This is a genomic window from Polynucleobacter campilacus, assembly GCF_002206625.1.
GTDB classification, from domain to species: Bacteria; Pseudomonadota; Gammaproteobacteria; order Burkholderiales; family Burkholderiaceae; genus Polynucleobacter; species Polynucleobacter campilacus.
Genome location: NZ_NGUP01000003.1, coordinates 306,685 through 322,749, shown reverse-complemented (window position 1 = coordinate 322,749; position 16,065 = coordinate 306,685). Strand labels below are relative to the sequence as shown.

14 protein-coding genes are annotated in these 16,065 nt (G+C 45.5%); 5 read left to right on the top strand and 9 right to left on the bottom strand.

What is annotated here, in order from left to right:
• Positions 1-41: 41 nt before the first annotated feature.
• The 3 genes from CBI31_RS05040 to CBI31_RS05030 are packed head-to-tail and all read right to left on the bottom strand — an operon-like array spanning position 42 to position 3,953.
• Entirely contained in the window at positions 42-2,480 is a 2,439-nt protein-coding gene (locus CBI31_RS05040; protein WP_240553740.1) for an ATP-binding protein, read from the bottom strand.
• A 7-nt stretch (positions 2,481-2,487) separates the two neighbouring features.
• Positions 2,488-3,111: a response regulator transcription factor gene (locus tag CBI31_RS05035; RefSeq protein WP_088525311.1), complete on the bottom strand. Its 624-nt coding sequence runs from the start codon at positions 3,109-3,111 to the stop codon at positions 2,488-2,490.
• Positions 3,111-3,953 carry a diguanylate phosphodiesterase gene (locus tag CBI31_RS05030; protein ID WP_088525310.1) on the bottom strand — a complete coding sequence of 281 codons (843 nt, stop codon included), beginning with the start codon at positions 3,951-3,953 and terminating at the stop codon, positions 3,111-3,113. The genes CBI31_RS05035 and CBI31_RS05030 overlap by 1 nt, the downstream gene beginning before the upstream one ends.
• A 313-nt stretch (positions 3,954-4,266) precedes the next feature.
• On the opposite strand from CBI31_RS05030, the gene CBI31_RS05025 reads away from it, so the two are divergent.
• On the top strand, positions 4,267-4,557 hold the full coding sequence (locus tag CBI31_RS05025) for a co-chaperone GroES (protein ID WP_088525309.1): 291 nt from the start codon (positions 4,267-4,269) through the stop codon (positions 4,555-4,557).
• A gap of 28 nt (positions 4,558-4,585) precedes the next feature.
• Positions 4,586-6,238, top strand: coding sequence for a chaperonin GroEL (groL, locus tag CBI31_RS05020; protein WP_088525308.1), 1,653 nt, complete (start codon positions 4,586-4,588; stop codon positions 6,236-6,238).
• A gap of 99 nt (positions 6,239-6,337) precedes the next feature.
• Here the strand turns inward: groL and CBI31_RS05015 are convergent, their stop codons facing one another.
• From CBI31_RS05015 to CBI31_RS05000, 4 genes are all read right to left on the bottom strand, one after another.
• Positions 6,338-7,315 (bottom strand): Bug family tripartite tricarboxylate transporter substrate binding protein, encoded by a 978-nt coding sequence (locus tag CBI31_RS05015; RefSeq protein WP_161491183.1) that lies wholly within the window; start codon positions 7,313-7,315, stop codon positions 6,338-6,340.
• 87 nt (positions 7,316-7,402) lie between these two features.
• On the bottom strand, positions 7,403-8,770 hold the full coding sequence (locus tag CBI31_RS05010; protein WP_088525306.1) for an NAD(P)(+) transhydrogenase (Re/Si-specific) subunit beta: 1,368 nt from the start codon (positions 8,768-8,770) through the stop codon (positions 7,403-7,405).
• A 42-nt stretch (positions 8,771-8,812) separates the two neighbouring features.
• Positions 8,813-9,151 (bottom strand): proton-translocating transhydrogenase family protein, encoded by a 339-nt coding sequence (locus CBI31_RS05005; protein ID WP_011903634.1) that lies wholly within the window; start codon positions 9,149-9,151, stop codon positions 8,813-8,815.
• 28 nt (positions 9,152-9,179) lie between these two features.
• Complete coding sequence (locus CBI31_RS05000) at positions 9,180-10,310, bottom strand: Re/Si-specific NAD(P)(+) transhydrogenase subunit alpha (RefSeq protein WP_088525305.1); 1,131 nt, start codon at positions 10,308-10,310, stop codon at positions 9,180-9,182.
• Positions 10,311-10,502: 192 nt separating this feature from the next.
• On the opposite strand from CBI31_RS05000, the gene mnmA reads away from it, so the two are divergent.
• Positions 10,503-11,603: a tRNA 2-thiouridine(34) synthase MnmA gene (gene mnmA, locus CBI31_RS04995; protein ID WP_276207132.1), complete on the top strand. Its 1,101-nt coding sequence runs from the start codon at positions 10,503-10,505 to the stop codon at positions 11,601-11,603.
• 25 nt (positions 11,604-11,628) lie between these two features.
• Here the strand turns inward: mnmA and CBI31_RS04990 are convergent, their stop codons facing one another.
• Complete coding sequence (locus CBI31_RS04990; RefSeq protein ID WP_088525303.1) at positions 11,629-12,243, bottom strand: glutathione S-transferase N-terminal domain-containing protein; 615 nt, start codon at positions 12,241-12,243, stop codon at positions 11,629-11,631.
• A 95-nt stretch (positions 12,244-12,338) separates the two neighbouring features.
• Here CBI31_RS04990 and purB point away from each other — a divergent pair, with 95 nt between their 5' ends.
• Together purB and CBI31_RS04980 are read left to right on the top strand one after the other, a co-directional pair.
• Positions 12,339-13,718: an adenylosuccinate lyase gene (gene purB / locus CBI31_RS04985; RefSeq protein ID WP_088525302.1), complete on the top strand. Its 1,380-nt coding sequence runs from the start codon at positions 12,339-12,341 to the stop codon at positions 13,716-13,718.
• Entirely contained in the window at positions 13,715-15,076 is a 1,362-nt protein-coding gene (locus CBI31_RS04980) for a 3-deoxy-D-manno-octulosonic acid transferase (RefSeq protein ID WP_088525301.1), read from the top strand. Before purB ends, CBI31_RS04980 begins: the two co-directional genes overlap by 4 nt.
• A gap of 11 nt (positions 15,077-15,087) precedes the next feature.
• Here CBI31_RS04980 and secF read toward each other — a convergent pair whose 3' ends face one another.
• Positions 15,088-16,062, bottom strand: coding sequence for a protein translocase subunit SecF (gene secF / locus CBI31_RS04975; RefSeq protein WP_088525300.1), 975 nt, complete (start codon positions 16,060-16,062; stop codon positions 15,088-15,090).
• Positions 16,063-16,065: the final 3 nt, after the last annotated feature.

Here is a 16,065-nt window from a genome sequence, read left to right as displayed (position 1 = left end):
GGATAAACCTACGGGCCTAGAAGGCAAAGCCACGCCCTTAATTAATGGCTGGCGTACTTTGTCATATAGCAATCAATGATCTGATTTTGCTCTTCCAGTAGCTCGATGAATGCGCTTACTCTATCTGTTACAGCTCCCTCTATTTCTAGAGCCTCACAGCGTTTAATAAAGCGCTGAGCGCTCAAAAGTTGGGCCCCACCCTTAATCTTATGAATCATGTTTGCCAAGGCGCGCTCATCAAGAGGCTCATTTTTCAGTATGGCGAGTGTTTCAATATGAACCTTTTTAATCTCCTCCAGGATGAGCAAAATATGGCCTGGACTTTGTTTCAAGAGATTCGAAAAGAGGTCAAAAGAGTATTCTCCAGACATATCCACCATCTCTTGTTCGTCTGTAGTTTCTCGAGAAGTAAAGTGGCGGGCCAGTTCGTTTTCTAAGGTCATTAAGTTTAGAGGTTTGATCAGTACCCCGTTCATACCAGCAGCAAGAAATTGGTGCCGCGAATCTAGGGCGTAGATATCGGCAGTAATGCCAATGATGACAATCTCGTGATAGCCTAAAGAGCGAATGTATTTAGCTAATTCTGAGCCCTGCATACCTGGAATCGATTGATCAGTCAGTAGAAGATCAAAATGCTTCTTAGATAGCAGTTCAAGGGCAGCACTGGCGCTTTCGCAAACCTGAGCCTCAAGACCTAATGCCTGTAATTGCAAGGAAATGATTTGGCGACTTGCAGGATGGTCTTCAACTACTAGGGCCTGGAGTAGGCGATTTTCATCCTGAGCCATTTTAGAGAGCAGTCTTCGTGGCGTTGAGTTTTCATCTCCAAAATGATTGTTAGATGCCGCGATACTTGTCCGGGGCAGTGCCACACAAAAATGAATATTGCTACCAAAGCCAGGAGCACTTTCAAAGTAAAGCTGGCTATTCATCGAACTCACTAGATGATTGGTGATGGTAAGGCCTAAACCAGTACCATGCTGTTGATCTGTTTTACCAGGGACTTGTTCAAATGCCTGAAGTGCAAGCGCAATTTCCTCAGCGCCCATACCAATTCCAGTATCGATGACTCTAAATTCAACCAATTGTCCCGCATGATCGTCTGCTAGTACGCTAATTGAAAAGTAGATCTCTCCATGATCGGTAAATTTAATCGCATTGCTAAGTAAGTTTTGCAGAATTTGACGCAGTCGCAAGGTATCGATCATTAAGACAGCAGCAATCCGCGGATCTTTGGAGGTGTGCAGAATTAGGTTCTGCTTATTCGCCATAGTTGAGAACGCCGAATGAATATCATCAATCAGAGTATTTAGGCAGCAAGGCTCTAAATTTAAAGTGAGCTTGCCAGCTTCAATCTTTGAAAGGTCTAGTACTTGATTCAGAATGCCTAGTAACGATTGGGCAGAGGAGTGAGCACTCTTTAATAATGACTTTTCTTTGTCTGGAAATTGTCGGCTACAAAGTAATAACTCTTGTACTCCTAAGATTGCATTCATCGGGGTGCGGATTTCATGGCTCATCGTCGCAAGAAAAGTAGATTTAGCAGCATTCGCTTTTTCAGCTAAATCTTTAGAGGCTATTAAGTCTGCCGCTTTTTCCTCTTGAAGAGATTGCTTTTGTTGTAGGCGCCAGAATAGGAGGGTTCCAAGCATTAATACAGCTAGGGTTGATAGCCAAGGAAGGGTGCTCCAATGGCCGCTTTTATTTGATGCGGAGCCAAAATCTCCAAGTGCAAATAGTTGGCCTGACTCTATAGGATTCAAGTCATTTAAAAAATGACCTAAGAGGCTATGTAAGGCTCTATCTTCATGGGAAATGATCCATTGATATTCAAAAGGCTCTCGGCTATATAGGCCATCAAGTTTAAGCTCTGGTTTGTTCATCTTCCAGATGAATTGGTGGGCCAGTCGAATGGGCAACACCAAAGCCTCAATATCATTTTTGAGTAAATCGGCAATTAACTTTTCTGTGTGAGAAGATACTTTTGCTTGAGAGTGTCGCGGGATTGGCGGACTTTCAAAACCACGATCAAAGTAGGCAATCTTAGCTGGCGAAATGGACTCAATATTTTTGGGCCCAGTCGTCACAATGGCATCATGCCCCCAAAAGATTGCTTCTGATAAAGAGCCAAACCTGAGGTATTCATCATTTAGGCTTGGTGGATCAATGATGAAATTGACTTCACCATTTGCAAGCTGCTCAAGACCTTCTTGCTCAGTCTTTCTCCATTTTGGGGAATATTCTTGTCCTGTAAATTCTCCCAATTTTTTTAAAACTCTATAAAAGATCCCAGAATTTTCATTATTCTTGCCAGCTTGTAAGTAAGGTGCATATTTCTCGTGAATACTGAAGTGCACTATAGGGTGTTGATCGATCCATCGCTGCTCTGCTGCACTCATCTTTTTTTCATGAGCCATCTCATTTGCCACATTCGGCAATGGGCAAATCAGTAGTGCTGCATAGGCGATGAATCGATACATGCTTCTTTTAGCTTTCGATAATCTTATTCATGCGGCAGAACAAGATTAAGTCAGCAATATTGTTGATACCGAGCTTGTCAAAAACCCTAGTCTTATAAGTGGCTACAGTCTTATTACTGATGTGTAAAATATCTGAAATTTGCTGATTGGTATTGCCTTTACCAAGGTACTTCATGACTTGTAATTCACGATCAGAAATGAGTGCCAGTTTATCGTTGTCGCTTAATGAGCTGTTACCATTTTTTCCATGGGTGAAAAAGTTATAGCCTTGTGAGATAGCAACGCAGGCGGCCAAAATAACATCAGCACCTGCTGTTTTATTGACAAAGCCGTGTCCACCAAGTGAGCGAACCCTCCCTCCATAAACTGCCTCATCCATGCTGGATAGCACTAGGATTCGGACATCTGGATACATCAGTCCAATGCGTCGAATGACATCAAAGCCATCGGTCTTGGGCATATCGAGATCTAGAATCACCATATTGGGATTCATCTCTTTCATGGATCGGAGACATTCTTCTCCATTCTGGGCTTGTCCTGCTATTTCAAATAACAACTGATCTTGCAACATACTTTTAAGAGCCATCAGCATAGCCGGATGGTCATCTACCAACATCACGCGTTTTCTCATTACTTGTCTCCATTTTGGTTGGGTTGTGGATGAGGGTGCAGCGAAAAAATAGCCTTAGCGATACGGCTATCGTTTATCTGGAGCATCTGATGTCGGCTCAGTGGTGACATCATCAGGCCGCCGTAGCAATGATTCATTTGCAATGCGGATGCGTGTTCTAGGTCTTTGATAAGACCAACATGACTTCCGTAAATTTGTGTAGGCGAATAGGGTGACTGTCTTAGCTGGGCAACCATACTGTCTGATGGCATTTTGTCGCGGAGCTTGCTCATGTCGATGTGAATACCATCCATTTTCATTTCAGAAATCCAGTGCAACTGCTCTTCGCTTCCTGAGAAACTCATGAAGTGCAGCAAGACGCCCAGTCTGCGCATCCGCAATAAACCCTCCTGATAGGCATCAGCAATCTCCCATTCGGGCAGCGATGGAATTCCTAAAGTAATAAGACCTACTGGTAGTCGTGAGTTCAGAATTAAATCACTCAACGCATCGATGTAATCACTAGAGGCAATTACATTTGTTGGCAAGGGCAAAATACCTGGAATAAAACGACCGCTGCGATACCAGTAGGCAATCGTATCTAGGCCTTCCATAAATAAACGCAGTAATTGCATATCAGAGGCAGCCAGTAGTGGTCTAAATAAAGAGCCGGTCAGTTTTGTTCCCTTGCAGTTAAAAATGGGTTCATGGCTAATCGCTTGTCGCTTGGACCAGGATTGGTGTTCTTCTAGGGCGTGGCTACTAATGCCAAGCCAGGGCGCGCCACAGGCGTCGCGGACTTCTTGGAAGGGTTTGTTCTTCCAGGCCTTTACAAGCGTGTACAGCCGGGATTTCGGGCTCATCAGCATTCTCCAATCGGTGACTGTCCAGTCTAGGCAGGACGGATTGGAGCGGTAAGGGCTTAAGGCTGATTTATCTGTAGGAATTACCCTACCAGCCTGTCCCCATTATAAATAAGAGCCAATTACCTAAGAATTTATGCCCCCGCCCTTGAAATCCCGGGGATCAGACCTATATAATCAGCACTCCCAACACATGAGTGCTAAAAATGGCTGATTTTTAAATGAAGCTGCCTTAGTTTTGTGTGAAGAGATTATAAAGCATTGATTTATATAGAAATTTAATTAGTTAACACTTACTAACATAGGAGAAGAGATGAATTTGCGTCCCTTACATGATCGCGTAATCATCAAGCGTTTAGATCAAGAATCAAAAACTGCTTCCGGAATCATCATTCCTGATGCTGCTGCAGAAAAGCCAGATCAAGGCGAAATTTTGGCAGTAGGCCCAGGCAAGCGCGATGACAGCGGCAAATTAAATGCACCGGATGTCAAAGTAGGCGATCGCGTGTTATTTGGTAAATATGCAGGCCAAACAGTCAAGGTCGACGGCGATGAGCTTCTCGTCATGCGCGAAGAAGACATCATGGCTGTTGTGCAGAAGTAATTTCAGTATCTAAGAGAGGAATTCAATCATGGCAGCAAAAGACGTTGTATTTGGAGATAGCGCCCGTACCAAAATGGTAGAAGGCGTAAACATTCTCGCAAACGCAGTAAAAACTACCTTAGGACCAAAAGGTCGTAACGTTGTAATGGAGCGTTCATTCGGCGGTCCAACTGTGACTAAAGATGGTGTATCCGTAGCAAAAGAAATCGAACTCAAAGACAAGCTACAGAACATGGGCGCACAGATGGTGAAGGAAGTTGCTTCCAAGACTGCTGACATCGCTGGTGACGGTACAACTACCGCTACTGTATTAGCTCAGTCTATCGTGCGCGAAGGCATGAAGTATGTAGTTTCAGGCCATAACCCAATGGATTTGAAGCGCGGTATTGATAAGGCTGTTACTGCTGCTATTGCAGAGCTCGCAAAAATCAGCAAGCCTTGCACAACTACTAAAGAAATCGCTCAAGTTGGTTCTATTTCGGCTAACAGTGATCACAGCATTGGTCAGCGTATTGCTGAAGCAATGGAAAAAGTAGGTAAAGAAGGTGTGATTACTGTTGAAGATGGCAAGTCTTTAGAGGATGAGCTTGAAGTAGTTGAAGGTATGCAGTTTGATCGTGGCTACCTTTCTCCTTACTTTATCAACCAACCTGAAAAGCAAGTTGCCGTATTGGAAAGCCCATACGTTCTCTTGTTTGATAAGAAAGTAAGTAATATTCGTGATTTGCTCCCAGTACTCGAGCAAGTTGCTAAGTCTGGCCGTCCTTTGCTGATCATTGCAGAAGATGTTGAGGGCGAAGCTTTGGCAACTTTGGTTGTGAACAACATTCGCGGCATTATCAAGACCTGTGCTGTGAAAGCTCCAGGCTTTGGTGATCGTCGTAAAGCAATGTTAGAAGATATTGCCATTTTGACTGGCGGTACAGTGATTGCTGAAGAAATTGGCCTCACGCTTGAGAAAACAACTCTTGAGCACCTAGGTCAAGCGAAGCGCATTGAAATTGGCAAAGAAAACACCATCATCATTGACGGTGCTGGCGATGCTAAAGCAATCGAAGCCCGCGTGAAGAATATTCGTGTTCAGATCGACGAAGCAACTAGTGACTACGATAAAGAAAAATTGCAAGAGCGCGTTGCCAAATTGGCTGGCGGTGTTGCAGTAATTCGTGTGGGCGCTGCTACCGAAGTTGAGATGAAAGAGAAGAAGGCCCGTGTTGACGACGCGTTGCATGCAACTCGTGCAGCTGTTGAAGAAGGCATTGTTCCTGGCGGCGGCGTAGCTTTAATACGCGCTATGCAAGGCATTAAAGGCTTAAAAGGCGATAACGCAGATCAAGATGCTGGCATCAGTATCGTGTTGCGCGCCATGGAAGAGCCATTACGTATCATCGTATCTAACGCTGGTGACGAAGCAAGCGTTGTTGTAAATGCGGTATTGGCTAGCAAGGGCAATAACGGTTACAACGCCGCTACTGGCGAATACGGTGACCTCGTAGCTCAAGGTGTAATCGATCCAACTAAGGTGACAAAAACTGCATTAGTAAATGCAGCCTCTGTTGCGGCCTTATTGTTGACTACTGATTGCGCTATCTGCGAAGCACCAAAAGATGACTCAGCTGGCGGCGGTATGCCAGATATGGGTGGTATGGGCGGTATGGGTGGTATGGGCGGCATGATGTAATTGCCTCACCTCTCCAGCCTCTAGCTGTAGAAACTAAAACGCCTGGTTCAAAAGACCAGGCGTTTTTTATTAATCAATAAGAGATTGATAGAACAGGTTCTAATCCGGCTGAATCCCGCCATCCTTGATGACCTTCTTCATCTTTGCTAGACCTTGTGTAATCATTTCTTTTAGATGATCTGGACCAAGCGGTACGAATTCAAATCCTTGTTGTACTAGTTGTTCACGTAACTTTTGATCTTTGAGAGCAGCCGTTAAAGACTCGTTTAGTTTTTCAATGATGGCTGGAGACGTACCTTTGGGTGCTAAGAGTGCACCCCAGGTTGAGAACTCGTAGCCTTTAACACTCTCGCTAATCGTTGGAGAGTTTGGTAACAGCGGGGAGCGAGTTTTGCTAGCAACCCCTAGTACTTTTAGCTTACCAGCTCGAATATGCGGGAGTACAACTGATAACGCACTAATCATGACTGGTACTTGGCCCGCCATAACATCGGTAACAGCAGCGGCAGCACCGCGATAGGGAATGTGGACTATTGGGGCGCCGGTGTACTGACGAAAAATTTCCATACCGATATGTTGTGGAGATCCGTTACCCCCAGAAGCATAGTCAATCTTCCCAGGTTTATCTTTGGCAATACGTACTAAGTCAGCTGCGGTACTTCCAGGAAAAGATGGATTAGCTACTAAAACGAAAGTAATGGCAGCCACTTCAGAGATTGGTGTAAAGCTTTGGACAGGATCGTAGTCAACCTTTTTATAAAGATTGGGCAACATCGTCAGGATGCTGTCATTAAATGCGCCTAAAACATAACCATCAGAGGGGCTCTGCGCTACCTTGGCGGATCCAATTAAGCCTGCGCCTCCGGGAATATTTTCGATCGTGATTGCCTGACCTAAGTTTTCACTCATTTTTTGGGTAATGGGGCGCATCAAGATATCAACGCCACTGCCAGCTTGTAAGGGCATGATTGTTTGAATAGTCCGGCTGGGATAGTTGGCTTGAGCGTTAGCTACCCCAATCCACAGCATATTGCAGATGCAGAGAATAGAGATAAGTGGAAGTTGTTTGTTGTGCATATTGCCTCGGTCTATTTGGACTTCTCTGAGCATATCTTAGCGCAATAAAAAACCGCCCGTAGGCGGTTAGGTGACTAAATGAAGCTCTTATTCAACAGCCTTAACCATGTCTTCTACAACCTTCTTTGCATCACCGAAGACCATCATGGTTTTATCCATGTAGAAGAGTTCGTTATCAAGGCCAGCATATCCAGCAGCCATCGAGCGCTTATTGACGATGATTGTTTTTGCTTTGAACGCTTCCAAAATAGGCATGCCGAAAATTGGGCTACCTGGCGTACGAGCTGCTGGGTTCACCACGTCGTTAGCACCAAGTACTAACACTACGTCGGCTTGGCCAAAATCGCTGTTGATATCTTCCATCTCAAACACTTGATCGTATGGAACTTCAGCTTCGGCCAAGAGTACGTTCATGTGGCCAGGCATACGACCAGCAACTGGGTGAATCGCATACTTTACAGTTACACCATGATGAGTCAACTTTTCAGTTAACTCTTTCAAAGCATGCTGAGCACGAGCAACTGCAAGACCATAACCCGGAACAATGATTACGGTGTCTGCGTTGGTCATCAAGAAAGCCGCATCTTCTGGGGAGCCTGTTTTGTAGTTCTTTGGACCGCTATCATCATCACCGCTTGCAGCAGCCTCAGCACCGAAGCCGCCAAGTAATACTGCAACGATAGAGCGATTCATTGCCTTACACATGATGTAAGACAGAATTGCGCCTGAAGAGCCCACACAAGCACCAGCAATAATCAACACAGGGTTGTTCAAAGTAAAGCCAATACCTGCTGCTGCCCAACCAGAATAGCTATTAAGCATCGACACTACAACCGGCATATCAGCGCCGCCGATTGGGATGATCAAAGTGACGCCTAATACCAAAGCAATTGCACACATGGCCAAGAAGGCTGCGTGGCTATCACCCATGTAATAAGCAAAGCCTGCGCCAACCATCGAAATAGCTAAGATCAAGTTGAGCAAGTGCTGACCAGAGAAGGTGACTGGCTTACCACTGACCTTGCCTGATAACTTACCAAAAGCAATGATAGAAGCAGTAAAAGTAATCGCGCCAATAAATGCGCCAATAAAGAGTTCAATCTTCTGCGCGCCAGTATGGTCTTGCGCAGGATTAAATACGGCAGCAATAGCAATCAATACAGCTGACAAACCTACAAATGAGTGCATCAAGGCCACTAGCTCAGGCATCTTGGTCATTTGCACTCGTTTAGCTGCAATCACACCGATAATTGCGCCACCAACAATTGCAGCAATGATCAGCGAAAAGACTGGCTTAAAGTCAGGAATAAGGAATGTCGTAATGACAGCAAGCAGCATGCCAATCATGCCGAAAGTATTGCCTTGGCGTGAAGTAGTTGGTGAAGAAAGTCCACGCAAAGCTAGGATAAACAACACCGATGAAATGAGATAGGAAATTGCAGTTATGTTTAACATTTTTTGGTCTCTTTAAATCTCTATGAGGATCTTGTTCTAGTTTTATTTAGTTCCAGCCGCATCCGCTTTAGGAGCTTTCTTCTTAAACATCTCCAGCATGCGACGGGTGACCATAAAGCCACCAAAAATATTGATGGAAGCTAGGAATACTGCGACCGCACCAATAATGCTGGTAAGGGTGATTTCATCGCCACCGATGACTTCAGTTTGTAGAAGTGCGCCAACAATGATGATTCCAGAGATGGCGTTAGTAACGGCCATTAATGGAGTGTGCAATGCAGGAGTAACGTTCCAAACTACGTGGTAGCCAACAAAAATAGCCAACACAAACACAGTGATGTTTTGGACTGTGAGGATGCTTTGAAAGGCAGCGAGATCCATGATATTTCCTTAGTCTAAATTTCTTATATTAGTTTTTACGGACGGCTTGACCATCGCGACACATTAAGCAGGCAGTCACGATGTCGTCATCAGCGGGGATAACGAGTTTCGCATCTTTATCAACAATCAATTTCATGAAGTCGATCAAGTTACGCGCATAGAGTGCTGATGCATCTGCTGCAACCATGCTTGCAAGATTGGTATAACCAACAATCTTGACGCCATTGACTTGAACAATTTTGTCAGCTTGCGTGAGTGGGCAGTTACCAGAACCGTTATCACCACGACCTGCAGCAATATCAATCACGATAGAGCCCGGCTTCATGTTTGCAACGGTATCGCTATGCAAGAGAACTGGTGGCTTACGTCCTGGAATCAAGGCAGTAGTAATCACAATATCAGCTTGCTGGGCGCGTTCAGCAACCAAAGCCGCTTGACGCTTCATCCAAGCTTCTGGCATAGGACGGGCATAGCCGCCAACACCTTTAGCAATTTCACGCTCTTCCTCTGTTTCATAAGGAACGTCAACAAATTTAGCGCCCAAAGATTCAATTTGCTCTTTAGCTGCAGGACGTACGTCAGATGCTTCAATCACAGCACCTAAACGTTTAGCAGTTGCGATAGCTTGTAAGCCGGCAACACCAGCTCCCAAAATTAATACACGCGCAGCTTTCACAGTACCTGCAGCCGTCATGAGCATTGGCATGAAACGTTGATATTCATTGGCGGCAATCATGACGGACTTGTAACCAGCAATATTTGCCTGTGAAGACAAGACGTCCATGCTCTGAGCACGGGTAGTGCGTGGCGCAGCTTCTAATGAAAATGCGGTTACACCTTGTGCGGCCATTGCAGCAATGTTGTCGTTATCAAACGGGTCAAGCATGCCGATTAATACGCTGCCAGATTTAATTTGCTTGAGTTCGGCGGCTTCAGGAGCGCGCACCTTCAAAACAATTTCTGCTCCGAATGCATCAGCAGCGCTACCAATACTGGCGCCTACTGCTTCATATGCAGAGTCTGGTTGGCTAGCTTGCACACCAGCGTCTTTTTGAATGACGACGGAATGACCTTGGCTGATCAGTTTTTTTACGGTTTCTGGTGTTGCGGCTACTCGAGTTTCCTCGGACCTTGTTTCCAGCGGCACTCCTATGCGCATGGCATGTCTCCAAAAGCAAAATTTTTAAAAGTCTATTTTATAGATAAACAGGGTAGGTTTTACCTATTTACTGAGTCCCCAGGTCTGCCGGCTATGGTTTTGCCTAAAATCATGCGAAGTCTGGTTGAGACTTCTACAATGGGGTTTATCTGTCTACAAAGTATTTTCGCATTTTTTTGATGAGCCGGCCTAATTCTTCCGTACTCCCCCCCTAAAAAGCCTAAGAAAGTCGTTATTGGCATGTCTGGAGGGGTAGATTCGTCCGTGGCAGCCTGGATGCTGAAAGAGCAGGGTTATGAGGTTATCGGCCTGTTTATGAAAAATTGGGAAGATGACGATAGCGACGAATATTGCTCTGCCCGCCAGGATTGGCTTGATGTCGTCTCAGTGGCCGATATGATTGGAATCGATGTCGAGGCAGTCAATTTTGCTGCGGAATACCGTGAACGGGTATTTGCTGAGTTTTTGCGTGAATACGCTGCTGGGCGAACTCCCAATCCTGATGTTCTCTGTAACGCTGAAATTAAATTCAAAGCTTTTTTAGACCATGCCATGAGTTTGGGTGCTGATGCTATTGCTACGGGGCACTATTCCAGAGTGCGCCATGAGGCCGGCAAAGTTCAATTATTAAAAGCTGTTGATGCGAGCAAAGACCAAAGTTATTTTTTGCATCGCTTAACGCAACAACAATTAGCAAATGTTTTATTTCCATTAGGGGATATTCCGAAAACAGAAGTGCGCAAGATTGCTGAAAAAATTGGTTTACACAATGCACGTAAAAAAGATAGCACTGGAATTTGTTTTATTGGTGAGCGCCCATTTCGAGAATTCTTAAATCGTTATTTGCCGCGTACGCCTGGGCTAATTAAAACCCCTGATGGTAAGACCGTTGGAGAACATATGGGGCTGGCTTTTTTCACCTTAGGGCAGCGTAAAGGGATTGGTCTAGGCGGTAGTCAGGATGGCAATGGCGATGCTTGGTATGTTGCGCGCAAGGATATGGCAAATAACACCCTATATGTGGCTCAGGGCCATGAACACCCGTGGCTCTTGGCTAATAGGCTAGAGGCTATCGATGCGAGTTGGATTGCAGGATCTGCTCCTAGCGCTGGAAATTACTCTGCTAAGACGCGTTATCGTCAAGTGGATTCAGCGTGTGTATTGAATACAGGTGATACACCTTTGAACTTCAGTTTGAGTTTTTTAGAAGCGCAATGGGCAGTAACACCAGGGCAATCTGCTGTTTTATACGACGGCGATATTTGTTTGGGCGGCGGAATTATTTCCGCCTAATCCCAATAAACAAGTGAAAACTGATTTACGCTGCTGGCGGTTCAGTTTCGGCAAAAGAAGGTCGCTGCAACAACTTTTGGTAGAGGCGATCTAAGTTTGGATATTGCACTTGCCATTTCACATCTGGAAAGCGCAGTAATAACCAACCAAGTGCGCAACCTGTTGCAATGTCAGCAAGTGTGATTTGGTTACCGTGACACCAGGCATTCTCACCCAAGACCTCAGACATTTGACGCAGAGAGTTTTGAATCTTGCCCATTTGGCGATCGACCCAAGCTGAACTCTGAAGTTCGGCTGGGCGCCAAGTGCGCTCGAGGCGGGCCAAAATACCGGCATCCATGATTCCGTCAACCAGAGCTTCCCAGGTTTTTACGCTTGCACGTTCACGGCTATCAGCCGGAATGAGCTTGCTCACAGGGCTTAGGGCATCAGCGTATTCAGCAATGACGCGAGAGTCGTAGATGGCCTCGCCATCTTCGAGAATAAGGCAGGGAACCTTGCCTAGGGGGTTAGAAATGGCTATTTTGGTGTCTGCAGCCCAAACGTTCTCTAATTCAAGGTCAACATCGACCTTTTTCTCTGAAAAAACGATGCGTACTTTACGTACATAGGGGCTGGTGAGGGATCCGATTATTTTCATAGGCCACAGTATAGCTATCCTGATGGGGGCGTGCTGGAGTCCGGAACGCATTAAAATGAGCTTTTATTGATGTATTCAATGCAAAGGCCATATTCGTGAGTCAGCCGCTTTCTACCCTTAATGCCCTTTCCCCCTTGGATGGCCGTTATGCCAGCAAGCTTGATGCTCTGCGCCCTTGGCTTTCTGAAGCGGCTTTTATGCGCCAGCGCGTGTTTGTGGAAATTCATTGGCTATTGGCCTTGGCGGCTGCCGGTCTTCCTGATGTACCAAAAATCAATTCAGCCGATGAAGCTTTCTTGCTATCGCTGCCAGAGACTTTCTCGGATGTCGATGCTCAGCGCATTAAAGATATTGAAGCTGTCACTAATCATGATGTCAAAGCAGTTGAATATTTCCTAAAAGAAAAAGTAGCAGGGCGCCCCGATCTCTTAAAGGCCAGTGAGTTCATTCACTTTGCTTGCACTTCTGAAGATATTAATAACACTTCGCATGGTTTGATGCTGCGCGGTGCACGTGATGAAGTACTCTTGCCGCAACTGCGAAAAGTACTTTCGGTATTAACTGATCTTGCTTTGGAAAATGCTAAGGTACCCTTGCTATCGCGCACTCATGGTCAGCCTGCTTCACCAAGCACACTTGGTAAAGAAATTGCCAATATCGCAAAACGTTTAGAGCGTGCAATTGATTCCATTGCTGCTGTTCCATTGCTAGGCAAGATGAATGGTGCGGTAGGTAATTACAATGCGCATTTATCTGCTTACCCAGATTTTGATTGGGAAAATTTCTCCAAAAATGTAGTTGAGAAGCGCCTGGGTTTAACTTTCAATCCTTACACCATTCAGATTGAGCCGCATGATGGTATGGCGCAGTTGTTTGATGCGATTGCCCGTGCCAACACCATCCTATTGGATATGGATCGAGATTTCTGGGCTTATATTTCTGTGGGTTATTTTAAGCAGCGCACTAAGGCTGGTGAGATTGGTTCATCGACCATGCCACATAAAGTGAACCCGATTGATTTTGAAAACTCGGAAGGTAACTTAGGGGTTGCAAATGCCTTGCTGCGCCACCTTGCAGAAAAGCTACCAATTTCTCGTTGGCAGCGTGACCTTACTGACTCAACAGTTCTGCGTAATTTAGGTCCAGCATTTGGCCATAGCGTATTAGCTCATGACAGTGCCTTACGGGGCCTTGGTAAGTTAGAAGTAAATCATGCTGCAATTGCAGCGGATTTAGATTCCTGCTGGGAAGTATTGGCTGAGCCAGTGCAAACTGTCATGCGTCGCTACGGCATTGAGAACCCATACGAGCAGTTAAAAGAGTTGACTCGTGGTAAAGGAATTAATCAAGCAGATTTACAAAACTTCATCCGTGGCTTAAAGATTCCAGAAGATGCTAAATCACGTTTGCTTGAAATGACCCCATCTTCTTATTTAGGCAAGGCGGTTGAATTGACCGAACGTCTCAAAAAGTGAGCGTGCACTCCAATTCAGGTTATGGGGCACGCCCCCTAGTCTGGTTTGCTGTTTATCAATTGCTGTGGCATCTCTTATTGCCATTGGCTTTTGTTCGCCTAGCATGGCGCGCTCGCCATTCTTTTGCATATTTGCACCACATCCCAGAGCGTCTCGGTTTTGGGTATGACAAACCGATTACCCAAGGATCCATTTGGATTCATGCCGTATCAGTTGGCGAGACGCGTGCTGCTCAGCCATTAATTGAAGCCTATCTTGCGCGGGGCGAAACTATTTTGCTAACGCATATGACTTTGAATGGTCGTCGTACAGGCAAACAATTATTCGCCAAGCAAATTGCTGCTGGCCAGATACGTCAGGTTTACCTACCTTATGACCTTTGTTGGTCAGTTGAACATTTTTTGAATTCTTTCAAACCTAAGCTTGGTCTCTTTATGGAAACTGAAGCGTGGCCAACGGTTATTTTTCGTTGTGCAGAAATTGGCTTACCGTTGTTCTTGGTAAATGCTCGCCTCTCAGAAAGAAGTGCACGCCGCGTAAGCCGCTTTGGTAAAGCAGGCTGCTCATTATTTCAAGCCTTTGCAGGCATCTTGGCGCAAACGGATTTTGATGCAGAACGTTACCGCAGTCTTGGTGTGAAAAATATTAGCATCGTCGGTAACCTCAAGTTTGATGTTCCGCTTGATGTGAAATTGGTGGAGCAAGGCAAGTTATGGAAAAAAGAATTGCATGATAGTAAGCGTTTAATGGTCTGTGCTGCCAGCACACGTGATGGGGAAGAGGAAATCATTCTGAAGGTATGGAAAGATTTGCTATTGAGTCATTCTTTTGGGCCTGCTCCATTACTCTGCTTGGTACCTCGCCACCCTGAGCGATTTACAGAAGTTGCAGATGCCATTCATGCGGCTGGCTTGAAGTTTCGTCGTCGAAGTGAGTGGTCTGGGACGCCTAGAGATTGTCATGGCTTGGATATAGTGTTGGGTGACTCCATGGGTGAAATGCCCATGTATTACAGTGCTGCTGATTTAGTAGTAATGGGCGGCAGTCTCTTACCATTTGGAGGTCAAAACTTGATAGAGGCTTGCGCAGCTGGATGCCCAGTTTTATTAGGTGCTTACACCTATAACTTTCAGCAAGCCTCCCTAGATGCAATTCAAGCTGGTGCTGCTAAGCGCATCGAAGGGGATCCATTGCTGGGTGAGTCAATTACCTTAATGGAGGCCCTAAAGGCTTTGCTCTTGAATGCTGCTGAGCTTAGCAGAATGAGTGACGCGGCAAAAGCTTACTCAATCGAACATCAAGGCGCAACTGGGCGAATATTAGCTGTTCTTGAGCAACAAGACTTCTCTTTAAATTAAGTCCGATTGACTTAAACGCGCGCCCCGAAATTAGGATCATCATTACGGGTAGTGTCATCCGGCTTTTTATCACCCTTCGCCAAATCTTCACGTGTTACTCCCAGCCACATTGCTAAGGCTGCGGCAACGAATACAGAAGAGTAAATGCCAAACAAAATACCGATAGTCAGCGCCAGGGCAAAGTAGAACAAGGTTGGACCACCAAAGATGAGCATCGCTAGAACCATCATTTCAGTACTGCCGTGAGTAATTACGGTGCGACTGATTGTGCTGGTAATTGCATTGTCGATAATCTCGCGGGTATCCATCTTGCGATATTTGCGGAAGTTTTCACGAATACGGTCAAAGATCACTACAGATTCATTGACGGAGTAACCTAAAACGGCAAGCACTGCTGCCAAGACAGAGAGTGAGAACTCCCATTGGAAGAAAGCAAAGAAGCCCAAGATGATCACGATGTCGTGCAAGTTTGCGATGATGCCAGCCAAAGCAAACTTCCACTCAAAGCGGAAGGAGAGGTAGATCACAATACCGATAATCACAAAGATTAAGGCCTTCAAACCATCCAATGCCAGCTCTTCACCCACTTGAGGGCCAACGAACTCTACACGTTGTAGCTTGGCTCCGCTACTGGCTGGCTCAAGCACCTGCATTACCGCTGCGCTTTGGTCTGCAGAAGAAATCAGCTTGCCTTCAGCATCTTTTTGCAAAGGCAGGCGAATCATGATGTCGCGTGAACTACCAAAGTTCTGGATCTGCGTATCTGTGTAACCTAATTTCTCAACCTTGGCACGAATGGAATCTAGTGGGGCGGATTGAGGATAACTCACCTCCATAACCGTGCCGCCTGTGAACTCAATCGAAAGGTGTAAACCGTTTTGCCACAAGAAGAAGACTGCAGCTAAGAAGGTAATTAAAGAAATCGCATTGAGCGCCAAGGCATGGCGCATGAAGGGGATATCTTTTTTGATCCGAAAAAATTCCATGGC